Source organism: Candidatus Halobonum tyrrellensis G22, from assembly GCF_000495475.1.
Lineage (GTDB): Archaea > Halobacteriota > Halobacteria > Halobacteriales > Haloferacaceae > Halobonum > Halobonum tyrrellense.
The window spans coordinates 47,837-58,711 of the sequence record NZ_ASGZ01000052.1 but is presented as its reverse complement, the minus strand read 5'-3'; the positions used below and the strand labels follow the sequence as shown (position 1 = coordinate 58,711).

The following is a 10,875-nucleotide window of genomic DNA, read 5'->3' as shown; positions in this document are numbered from 1 at the left end:
GCCGCCGTCGTCGGCGTCGCGGTCAGCGCCGCCGGGTCGCCGCCGCCCCCCGCCGCGTCGGGGAACGTCCACAGCCCCGCGGGCGCGCCCGACCGGGTGCCCATCGACGAGGCGACGAACGCGTCGCCCGCGGTCCGGGCGGTCCAGAAGCGCGCCGCCGCGGGGTCGACCCACCACGTCTCCTCGACCGGGTTCGCGGGGTCGGAGACGTCGTGACGCTTCACGCCCCCCTGGTACCACGAGGTGTACAGCGTCCCCCCGCGGAGTTCGAGGTTGTGGGCGGTGGTCCACGTCCCGTCGAGCGTCGGCTCCGCGGTCGGCGGCGGGTCGATGGACGCGAGGTGGGCGGGCGCGGCGGGGTCCGAGAGGTCGTAGAGGCCGACGCCGCTCGGCCCGCCGACCGTCCGCCCGTCGCGCCGGGCGGCCCACGACTCCTCGCCGACGGCGAGCAGGTCGTTCCCGGGGTCGGTGGCGGCGTAGTGGTGGTTGCCGGGCGGCGTCAGCGACTCCGAGGCGGGCGGGTCGCGCAGGCCGGCGGGGTCGCCCGCGGGCACGCGGCCGACGAACGCGGGGTCGGCGGGGTCGCTCACGTCGAGCAGGTACGTTCCCGCGTCCCAGCAGGCGAGCGCCGCCAGCCCGTCGCGAACCCACACGTCGTGGAGCACGCGGAGCGGCGAGCGCACCTCGCCCCACGCGGGGTCGCGGTCGACGAGCGACCACCGCGCGACCTCCGCGGGCGGGTCGGCGCCGGCGTCGACGACGACCAGCGGGTTCCGCTCGCCGTCGTTGCCGGTGAGATAGAGGTACTCGCCGTCGAGGAACGCGTTGTGGACCGGGAAGGTCGTGGGGTGGAAGCCGCGCCGGACGGGGTCGGCGGGGTCGCTCACGTCGACGAAGAGCGCGCCGCTCGGCGCCGAGGGGGCGGGGTTCGCGGGACCGACGACCGCGAGCGTGTCGCCCGACAGCGTCACGTCGTGTACCCCGACCATCGGGCCGCCCTCGCGGTCGGCGAGCAGCGAGCGGCGCTCCGCGAGGAGCGTCGGCGCCGCGGGGTCGCGCACGTCGACCGTCGCGTAGCCGTCCGTGAGCGCGAGGAACGCGGTCGACCCGTCGGCGGAGACGACCGCCTCCTTCGTCCCGCGGCAGTCGAGGCGGCCGAGCGGCCCGTACGACTCGTCCGCCGCGGTCGCGGCGGTCGCCGGGACTGCGCTCCCGCCCGCGGCGAGGAGCGCGCCGGCACGGAGGGCGTCGCGTCGTCGCACGACCGGGTTCGGAGTTCCGGGAGGAAAGGGGTAGCGGAGCGGCGGGGCGAGCGGGGCGCTCGGTCGGGTAGGGAGCCGTGGATGGAAGGGGACGGCCGTGACCGGTCGCGAGCCGCGCGTCTTACGCGCTCGCTCTCACGCCTGCATCTGCGAGCGGTCGCCCGTGCCGTCGGTCAGCGCGGACGCGAGCGCGCCCTTCACGACCACGTCGTCGCCCATCGTGGTGAGCTGGATGTCGGGGACGTTCGTGAACACCGACTCGGCGAGGCCGTCGCGGAGCGGGTCGACCACCTCCTCGGGGTTGTGGAGCGCGACCGACCCGCCGACGAACACGACGAGCGGGGCGTACGAGTGGACGAGGTTGGTCATCCCGATGAGGTTCCACTGCCGGACGCGGTCGAGCGTGAGGTCCGCGAGCGGGTCGTCGCCGCGGGCGTCGAACACCTCGGGCGCGCCGAACCCGTCGTCGCCGACCGGGAGGTCGGTGTCGACCGACTCGGCCTCGTGGAGGTGCCGGGCGTACCGGGGGATGTTGTCGCCCGAGCAGTACGCCTCCCAGTGGCCGTCGCGGCCGCAGCCACACGTCATCGCGCCCGCGGGGTCGACGATGTCGTGGCCCACCTCGCCCGCGTTGCCGTCCCACCCTTCGAGGACGTTCCCGTCGACGCAGACGCCCGCGCCGATGCCCGACGAGATGGTGAGGTACACCATGTCGTCGGGGTTGCGGTCGCTGTGGAAGCGCTCGCCGATGACGCCCGCGACGGTGTCGTTGTGGAGGTGGACCTCGTCGGTGCCGAGCAGTTCCGACAGCGGGCCGGTCAGCGGCACCTGCCCGACCGAGTCGGGGAAGTTCGCGGGACCGTCGATGAGTCCCTCGGCGAGGTCGAGCGGGCCGATGGAGGCGACGCCCGCGGCCGCGACCGTCTCGGGGTCGACCCCGGCGTCGTCGCAGGCCGCGCGGGTCACGTCGAGCACCGCTTCGGTGACGTCGATCCCTGTCGGTCCCTCCGGGGTCGAGCTGGCGGCCCGTCCCCGGATCTGCGCGCGTTCGTCGCCGACCACCGCGCGGACGTTCGTCGCGCCGAGGTCGACGCCGACGTACGAAGCCATCGGTGCATCGCTCGCTCCCGTGCTACTTAATCAAGGTGTTTCTACTCGGCCGCGAGTGAGTTTCCCGCACGGACGCCGGGCCTCCCGACCCGGGTCGGCGAGTCGCCGTCCCGGCGGGCTGGCGGGCCGGTACGTCCGCGCGCCGGCGGGTCTCGACCGACCCGTCGCGTCCCGCCGCCCGCTCACTCGCGGACGAACGTCACCGGGCAGGGTGCCGACAGCAGGATCCGCTGGGCGGTGCTGCCGAACACCGCCTTGCCCGCGGGCGAGCGCTTCCGGCCGCCCACGAGGATGCGGTCGGCGCCCACCTCCTCGGCGAGGTCGGCGATCACCTCGCCGGGGTCGCCGACGACCGCCTGCACCTCGAAGTCGACGCCGGCCGCGCGGAGCGCCTTGCTCGCGCGGCGGACGGTCTCCATGCGGTTGGCCACGTCGGTCGCGTCCCCCTCGGTCATGTCGAGGCGGTCGCGGACCGCGTCCGCGTCGTCCTGCGTCTCGAACGCGTGTCCGATGACGACGCGTGCGCCCGTCGTCTCCGCGAGTTCGACCGCCGACTGCGTCAGCTTGTCGACCCGGGACTCGTTGCTCCGACCGACCGTCAACATGATCGTCTCGATGGCCATGTCGGTCCCTTACAGCTTGTACATGATAAAACGTGCAGAGGCCCCTCCCCGCTCCGGGCGACTCCCACGACCGCGCGGCGAGAGCCATCCGGACGCCGTCGCGGGGGTTTTGGTCCCGGCGCGTCTGGGACAGGTATGGGTACGAACGCGGACCCGGACGCCGACCCCGACCTGCGCGGCCGAACGGCGCTCGTCACCGGCAGTTCGTCCGGGATCGGTCGGGGGTTCCTCCTGGCGTGTGCGGACTGCGGCGCGGACGTGGCGGTCCACTACCGGTCGAGCGCGGAGGAGGCGGAAGCCACCGCCGCCGAGGCGCGCGACCGCGGCGTCGAGGCGACGACCGTCCAGGGCGACGTGACCGACCCCGACGACGTGGACGCGGTGTTCGACGCCGTCGAAGCGGCGGTGGGGAGCGTCGACCTCCTCGTCAACAACGTGGGGGCGTTCGCGCCCCGCCACTGGGCGGAGATGGACTACTCGACGTGGCGGACGGTGATGGACACGAACCTCACCGCCACCTACCTCTGCTCGAAGCGCGCCCTCCCCGCCATGCGCGACCGCCAGTGGGGGCGGATCGTCAACGTGGGGTACGCGGGCAGCGAGAAGGGACTGATCGAACCGAAGAACGCGCCGTACTTCATCGCCAAGACGGGCGTGTTGATGTTCACGCGCATGCTCGCGGCCGATACCCAAGACGACGGGGTCACGGTCAACGCGATATCGCCGTACGTCGTCGAGACCTCGGACGCGTTCCCCGACGACGCCCCGCGGGGGCGGTGGGCGACGGTCGACGACCTGACGGCCGTGCTGCTGTTCTTCGTGAGCGACGCCGCGAGCTACGTCTCCGGCCAGAACGTGGAGGTCGACGGCGGCTACCTACCCGAGTCGGTGTAGTACCGGACCCTGGTTCGGGTTCGGCGGTGCTCGAACGCGACGGGCGGGACGGACGGGACGAACGAGACGGGCGGCGCGGACCGGCGGCCGACGGGAGCGTGCGTCTCCGGAGAATCCGCGCGCCCGCGGGGGCGAGTCAGTACTCGGGTGCGTCGTCCTCGACTTCGCGCTTGAGCGATTCGCGCCGCGACTTGGCGTCCCGGCCGGTCGCGTCGAGCAGGAACTCGTTTTTCGCGTCGACCGCGTCTGCGGCGGCGTCGGCGTTCCCCTCGGCGATGACCTCCTCGGCGGGTCGCTCCTCGAAGTGGACCGCGAGTTTGTCCTTCTTGCCCGAGTACGCCGCCGCCCCGGCGACGATCCGGTCGAACACGGGGTTGGTCGGCTCCTCGACGACGTACAGTTCGTGGCCGTTCCACTCCTCGGTGCCGGTGACCGGACCGAACCGCTCTTCGATCTCGGCTTCCAGGTCGGGCATCCGGTCTTCCAGATGCTCTCCCCGCCGCATCTTGTACTCCTTCATGGACGGCCGTTCGGTGGGGGGCGGTAAACGAGTTTCGTCAGACGACGGCGACGGGCCGTCTGTCCGCGGCTCCCGGGCGCGGTCGAAAACGCCGCGTCGGCGGCCGCCCCAGGGAGCGAGAATCGGCGACGGTGCGGGGACAGAGCCGGACCCGTCGGACGGGGAGCGGGGGCCGGCCGTCGGGTTACTCCAGTTCGCGCTCCTCGATGTAGCCCCGCTTGCAGTCGGGGCAGATGTCGCCCGCGCGCGTCGAGGAGGCGCCGACGGGTTCGCGCGCCCCGCACTCGGGGCAGACGTACTCCGCGTCGGGGTCGCCCGAGACCGTCCGGAGTTCGACCGCCGGGGTCGCCGACCCGCCGCCCGACCCGTTCGACCGCTCGGACCGCTCCGACCGGTCGGAGCGGTCGGTCCCGCCCGTCGCCGTCGCTCCCCACGACCCGCCGTCGTCGCCGACGCCGGTCGAGCCGACGGGTTCGCCGCCGTCGAGCGGCTCCGACTCCGCCTCGATGTACTCCCCGCCCGCGTCGTCGTCGGTCGCCGCCGCCGCGGTTTCGGGGCTCCCGTCGGCGCCGTCGTCGTCGCCGAACGTGGCGTCGAACCCCTCGTCGGCGCCGTCGTGGTCCGGCCACGGCACCCGCCCGTCGTCACCCGCGTCGTCGGTCCCGGCGTCGGCATCGGCGTCGATGAACTCGGCGTCCTCGTCGGCGGGGTCGGTCCTCCCCCCGTCGTCGGTCGCCGCTCGGTCGTCGCTCGTGTCGTCGTTCGCGCCGTCGGCCGCGGGGTCGTCGCCGGCGGTCGCGCGGCCGACCGCGCCGGTCGAGCGGTTCACGTCCGCGTCGGGCCACTCGCCGCGCCCGCGGCCGGCGGCGTCGTCGGGCGCGTCGTCGTCGGGTCCCGAGCGGATGATCTCGGCGTCGTCCTCCACGTCGGTGTCGACGCCGTCGAGGTCGGCCTCGGGGTGGTCGAACTCGTCGCCGTCGTCCGAGTCGACGAGCGGGTTCCCCCGGTCGCCGCTGTCGGCCCAGCCGCCGCCAGCCGAGGGGGCGACGCCGTCGTCGCCGTCGCCGCTCGCGTCGAACGACCCGGTCGCGCCGCTCGCTCGGGCGGACGCGTCCGCGGAGTCGGACTCCGACGCCCCGAGCGGCCTGTCGAGCGACGTCACTTCCTTGTTCTCGGAGACGACCCGCCGCTCGCCGCAGCGCTTGCACTCCTTGACACGCCGGACGGCGACGATCACCTCGTCGCCGCGTTCCTCCCGCTCGCGCTCGGTCGTCGGCTCCGTGAAGTCGTGACCGAGGAGGCACCTGAGTCCCATTACCGTCCCAGCCGGCCCGCGCGACCAAAAGGGTTCCTTACCGTCTGACGCCCGACGGCCCGGGCGTACGCCGCGTACGGCCCGCAACGGTCCCGAACCGGCCCGTCCGACCGCCCGGAGCGGTCCCGTCGGACCCCGCCGGGAGCGTCCGGCGCGACCGGGCGGCCACCCGAGATCCGTGCCATGTGGTAACGTACGACGGTAGATCCACCGGTACACGTATCCCTCGGTCGGTCGATGTATCGCGCATGAAAGCGCGGCCCGAGTTCCGCGACCGGGCGGAGGTTGACGTGACCGTCCTCGACGCGCTCGTCGGGCGGCCCGACGACGGCATGACGGTCCTCGAACTCCGCGCGCACGTCGACGCCGACATCGACGACATCGAAGACGCGCTGTCGAACCTGAAGGCGGACGGACTCATCGACGTGAACGACGAGGGCGGGACGCTCCGCATCTACCCCGCCGACCGCGTGGTGCCCGACCCGACCGAACAGCCCGAGACGGAGCGGAGCGTCATCGACAGCATCCGCGACAGACTCGGGCTGTGAGCCGGCGCGCGAACGCCGCTCCGGCGTAGCGGACGCCTTTTCCGGTGCGGCGCGTAACCCCCGGCAATGAGTCTCGTCGGTGATCTCCACGCGGACTACGGCGCGACGTTCGACGAGCGCGGCGGCCGCGACGTCGTCGTCGATTACGGCCGTCCGGCCACGACAGCCCGCGCCGTCCGCAACGGCGCCGGCACCATCGAGATGGGGTACGGCGTCGTCGTGGTCGAGGGTGACGACCGCGTCGGCTTCGTCGACGACGCGGTGACCAACCGCGTCCCGGCCGCCGACGGCGAGGGAACGTACGCCCTGCTGTGCGACCCGCAGGGCGGCATCGAGACCGACATGTACGTCTACAACGCGGGCGAGCGGCTCCTGCTGTTCACGCCACCCGGGCGGGCGGACCCGCTGGTCGACGACTGGTCGGGGAAGGTGTTCATCGACGACGTTGAACTGCGCGACGCGAGCGCGGAGTTCGGGGTGTTCGGCGTCCACGGCCCGCAGGCGACCGAGAAGGTGGCGTCCGTGCTCGACGGCGCGGGCGCGCCCGAACCCGCGCTGTCGTTCGTCCGCGGGCGCATGGACGAGGTGGGCGTCACGGTGGTCGCGAGCGACGCGCTCGTCGGCGAGGAGGGGTACGAGGTGGTCTGTGCGGCCGACCAGGCGGCGGACGTGTTCGACACGCTGCTCACCCGGGGGTTGAACGCCGTCCCGTTCGGCTACGCCACTTGGGACGCACTCACGGCCGAGGCGGGGACGCCGCTGTTCGAGACCGAGTTGGAGGGACGGCTCCCGAACGTGCTCGGCCTCCGGAACGCGGTCGACTTCGAGAAGGGCTGTTTCGTCGGCCAGGAGGTGGTCTCGAAGGTGGAGAACCGCGGGCAGCCGAGCAAGCGACTGGTCGGTCTCCGGCCCGACGAGCGACCCGACGCGGGCGCGGCGGTGTTCGACGGCGACGCGAGCGTCGGCGAGGTGACGCGCGCCGCCGACTCGGTCACGCTCGAGGGACCGGTGGCGCTCGCGCTGGTCGACTTCGACGCCGAGGGGACCGACCTGCAGGTCCGCGTCGACGGCCGCGAGGTCGCCGCCGAGCGGGTCGACCTCCCGTTCGTCGAGGGGAGCGCGCGCTCGGAGCGACTCCCGACGTACCCCGAGTAATCCCGAGTTACCCCGAGCGGCACGAATCACCTGGACACCCGAAACCCCTCGCCTCCTCCGCTCGACCCGGCCGCGGCCCTCGGGGGCGCCGTCGTGTCCATCCTGCCGGTACCCTCCCCGCCGAGCGACCGCGGTCGCCGTCGCCCGTCTGACCCGTCGGTGTACACCGAACGACGCTATATCGAATCCCGATCGGTCGGCGAGGAGGTCGTCGGAGCGACGCCCGGCCGACAGTCGGGGCGGCGGCTCGACTATCCGACTCCGGGTCGTGCTCCCGGTGAGTCCCTGGGCGACGGGGCTCGCGAACGCGGTGATCGCCCGGAGCGCCGAACGAGGGTCGTTACCGACGAGCCACGCCGCGGCCGACCCGGACTCGTCGCCGGCTCACGAGAACAGGGTTCGGAGGTGCTCGCGGGAGAAGAACGAACTCGGCTCGTCCATGTGGACGGCAATCTCCCCCGAGAGCGCCCCCAGTCCCAGTCGCTGGACGGGTTCGGGCAGCGAGTACGCCCGCCGGATCCACCGGCCGAGCGCTATCTCCCGCGAGAGGTCGGCGCGCCACCCCGACTCGTACCGCTCCAGCGTCGTGGGGTCGGTCGGCTCTATCACCTCGGCCGCGACGTCGGCCGCGCGCATCCCGTAGAGGATGCCGCCGCCGGTGAACGGCTTGGTCTGCCCCGCCGCGTCGCCGAGGAGGAACCCCCGGGTCGACACCGTCTCGGCGGGCGGGCCGACCGGGATCGCGCCCGAGCAGAACCGGTCGGTCTCGACGCCGTACGCGTCGGTCAGCCGGTCGAACAGGGCGCGCACCTCGTGGCCCGGCGGCGCGCCGAGTCCGTACTCGACGCCCGCCTCGCCGCGGGGGATGCGCCACGCGAAGAAGCGCGGCGCGGTGAGGTGGACGCTCACGTGGTCGCCGAAGTCGGGTTCGTCGTCGAACGCGAGCACGCCGTGGAGGAGTTCCCCCGGCCCCGGTAGCCCCAACTGGTCGCGGACGCGCGACACCGGCCCGTCGGCGCCCGCGACCATCCGCGCCTCGAACGTCTCCTCGCTGCCGGCGACGCTCGCGGTCACGTCGACGCCGCCCGGACGCTCGCGGACGCTCGTCACCGTGTGGCCCTCGCGTACGTCCGCGCCGGCGTCGCGGGCGGCGTCGGCGAGCGTCCGGTCCAACTCCACGCGGTCGACGACGTTCGACACCTCCTCGCGCTTGTAGAACCGTTCGGCGTCCGTCCCCGGCCCGCCGACGTGGAAGTCCGCGCCGTACACCCGGTTCTGGAGCAGTCGGCCCTTCGCCTCCTCCGGGACGTACTCCCAGAGGTCCGTCGAGACGTGTCCCGAACACGCCAGCGGCGTCCCCACCTCCCCCTTCTCCAGCGCCAGCACGTCGTACCCGGCCTCGGCCGCCCGGCGGGCGAACCGCGCGCCGGCCGGGCCGACGCCGACCACGACGAAGTCGTACATACCCGCCGGTACGCGCGGAGGCTGATAGGTTTCGCGGTCGGAGTATCGCCGGCTGTCACGCGAGAGGGACGGAGTCCGGCCCCGTCCGTCGCCCCGGTGTTCGACCGGCCGTTCGTCGCCGAAGGGGATTCGATATCGCGCCGAGCGGTTTATCGAGTCGAGGCGGCGGGCCTCCGACTCGCCGGTGCGGGTCGGTGCCGGCCCCAGAAAATCGTCCGTCGCCGGCTCAGACGACCGCGAGTCCGCGCGCCGTCGCGGACTCGAACCCCTCGGGCCACTGCACGTCGACCGCGGTCCACGAGTCGCCCGCGTCGTCGGTCCGGAACAGCCCGCGGTTCGACAGCGCGAGGAACTCGCCCGCGTCGCCGCGCGCGAGCACCGGCCGAGTGACCCCCTCGCCGACCGGCAGGCCGGCGTCGTCCAGCCGTTCCCACTCGCCGTCCCCCTCCTTGCGGTAGACGTACGTCTCCGCGCGCGCCGCGGTGTGCGCCTCGCGGGCGGAGCGGGCGGCCGAGACGAGCACCCGGTCGGGGTCGCCCGCGTCGACGGCGACGCTCCAGCAGTAGGTGCGGTCGAGTCCCTCCTCCAGTACGCGCCACGTCTCGCCCGCGTCGTCCGACTCCGCGTAGCCGTCGCCCGCGGCGACCCACACCCGGTCGGGGGCGTCGGGGTGGGTCGCCAGCGTGTGGTTGTCGATACGCCCGTCGGGCACCCGGTCGCGCCACGTCTCCCCGCGGTCGTCGGTGCGGACGAGCGCGCCCGCCTCGACGGCGACGTACCACCGCTCGGGGTCGGTCGGGTGGGGTTCAAGCCACCGGACGTGGTGGGTGTGCGGCCGCGGCGGGAACGACCACTCGTCGGCGGAGTCGAGGTCGGTCAGCCCGTCCAGTTCGGCCCACGAGTCGCCCGCGTCGGTCGACCGGTAGACGCGCGACGGCTCCGTCCCCGCCCAGAGTTCGTCGGGGTCGCCGGGCGCGAACGCCGCCGACATCACGGCGTCGGCGCCGAACTCGTCGACCCGTTCGAAGGTCTCGCCCGCGTCGGTCGAACGGTACAGCCCCGACTCGAACGTCCCGACGACCGGCCGGTCGGGCGCGTCGGGGTGGACGGCGAGACACTCCAGCGCGCGGCCGTCGAGCGCCGACGCGCGGGTCGCCGTCTCCCGTTCGGTGTCGACGACCACCAGGCCGTCCCCCAGGGCGGCGTATGCCGTGACCATGCGCGTCCGTACGTCGTCGGGGACCGAAAAGCCGCCGTCGGCGGGAACCATCTCGCCGCCGTGTGGGAACGACTCGCGGCCGACCCTGCACGTGCGGCGACAACGACTATCCCTCGACGGGGCGTCGAATCTAGCATGAACGAACCGGATCAACCGAGCCAGCGCGAACAGTGGTCGCGGGAACTCGCCGCGCGCAGTCGCCGCGTCGTCACCGACGTGGTCGACGGCGGGGACCCCGACGCGATGCGGGAGCTGGTGGCCGACGGGGTCGTGGTCCACGGGTTCGGCGACGCGACGACGAGGGGTATCGACGCGTTCGCGGACGCGCTCGCGGCGTGGCACGAGGCGGTGCCCGACGGCGAGGACGCCGTCGACGACGTGGTCGTTCAAGACGACACGGTCGTGCTGTTCTGTACGCGCCGGGGGACGCTGGAGGCGGACCGTCCCGACATCCCGGCGGACGCCGGCGACTCGTTCGAGGTGGACGTCGTCCACCGGCTCCGCTTCTCCGACTGGCAGGTCGCGGAGTGGTGGTGGATGGCCGACGCGCTCGGCGCGGCACGGCAACTCGACGCGCTCCCGGAGGCCGCCGACGACGCCGCCCGGCTCGCGGTCGGCGCGCGCGACCGGCCGTCGAACTGAGCGCGGTCAGGCGGGCGGATCCCGCCCCGAGAGAACGTAGACGGGTAGTCCGACGCCCTACCACCGCCCACAAGAGCGTCGCCCCCAGCGGGCCGACCGCCCGGCCGGCGTCCCGGCGAACGG

At 73.6% G+C, this 10,875-nt stretch carries 11 protein-coding genes; 4 read left to right on the top strand and 7 right to left on the bottom strand.

All coding sequences use genetic code 11. The features are described 5' to 3' along the window. The 3 genes from K933_RS12805 to K933_RS12795 form a co-directional block, all read right to left on the bottom strand. The coding region (locus tag K933_RS12805; RefSeq protein ID WP_023395161.1) for an LVIVD repeat-containing protein at positions 1-1,262 on the bottom strand (1,262 nt) is incomplete at its 3' end. Positions 1,263-1,397: 135 nt separating this feature from the next. Beyond that, entirely contained in the window at positions 1,398-2,372 is a 975-nt protein-coding gene (locus K933_RS12800) for an ROK family protein (protein ID WP_023395160.1), read from the bottom strand. A 182-nt stretch (positions 2,373-2,554) separates the two neighbouring features. Further along, positions 2,555-2,995: a universal stress protein gene (locus K933_RS12795; RefSeq protein ID WP_023395159.1), complete on the bottom strand. Its 441-nt coding sequence runs from the start codon at positions 2,993-2,995 to the stop codon at positions 2,555-2,557. Between the two features lie 135 nt (positions 2,996-3,130). Between K933_RS12795 and K933_RS12790 the strand changes: the two genes are divergently transcribed. Then, positions 3,131-3,889, top strand: coding sequence for an SDR family NAD(P)-dependent oxidoreductase (locus K933_RS12790; protein WP_023395158.1), 759 nt, complete (start codon positions 3,131-3,133; stop codon positions 3,887-3,889). A gap of 136 nt (positions 3,890-4,025) precedes the next feature. Here K933_RS12790 and K933_RS12785 read toward each other — a convergent pair whose 3' ends face one another. Both K933_RS12785 and K933_RS12780 read right to left on the bottom strand, forming a co-directional pair. Then, positions 4,026-4,409 (bottom strand): DUF5611 family protein, encoded by a 384-nt coding sequence (locus K933_RS12785; protein ID WP_023395157.1) that lies wholly within the window; start codon positions 4,407-4,409, stop codon positions 4,026-4,028. 184 nt (positions 4,410-4,593) lie between these two features. Further along, the gene (locus K933_RS12780) at positions 4,594-5,724 is read right to left on the bottom strand and encodes a DUF7093 family protein (RefSeq protein WP_023395156.1); all 1,131 of its coding nucleotides are present in this window, start codon (positions 5,722-5,724) and stop codon (positions 4,594-4,596) included. A 248-nt stretch (positions 5,725-5,972) separates the two neighbouring features. Here K933_RS12780 and K933_RS12775 point away from each other — a divergent pair, with 248 nt between their 5' ends. Together K933_RS12775 and ygfZ are read left to right on the top strand one after the other, a co-directional pair. Beyond that, entirely contained in the window at positions 5,973-6,272 is a 300-nt protein-coding gene (locus K933_RS12775; RefSeq protein WP_023395155.1) for a DUF6432 family protein, read from the top strand. A 66-nt stretch (positions 6,273-6,338) separates the two neighbouring features. Further along, positions 6,339-7,427 (top strand): CAF17-like 4Fe-4S cluster assembly/insertion protein YgfZ, encoded by a 1,089-nt coding sequence (ygfZ, locus tag K933_RS12770; RefSeq protein ID WP_023395154.1) that lies wholly within the window; start codon positions 6,339-6,341, stop codon positions 7,425-7,427. A 384-nt stretch (positions 7,428-7,811) separates the two neighbouring features. Here ygfZ and K933_RS12765 read toward each other — a convergent pair whose 3' ends face one another. Continuing rightward, a complete protein-coding gene (locus tag K933_RS12765) occupies positions 7,812-8,891 on the bottom strand; it encodes a geranylgeranyl reductase family protein (protein WP_023395153.1) in 1,080 nt (359 codons plus the stop codon). A 226-nt stretch (positions 8,892-9,117) separates the two neighbouring features. Further along, positions 9,118-10,110, bottom strand: coding sequence for a WD40/YVTN/BNR-like repeat-containing protein (locus K933_RS12760; RefSeq protein WP_049947855.1), 993 nt, complete (start codon positions 10,108-10,110; stop codon positions 9,118-9,120). Between the two features lie 135 nt (positions 10,111-10,245). Between K933_RS12760 and K933_RS12755 the strand changes: the two genes are divergently transcribed. Further along, entirely contained in the window at positions 10,246-10,752 is a 507-nt protein-coding gene (locus K933_RS12755; protein WP_023395151.1) for an ester cyclase, read from the top strand. The last annotated feature ends 123 nt before the right edge of the window (positions 10,753-10,875 follow it).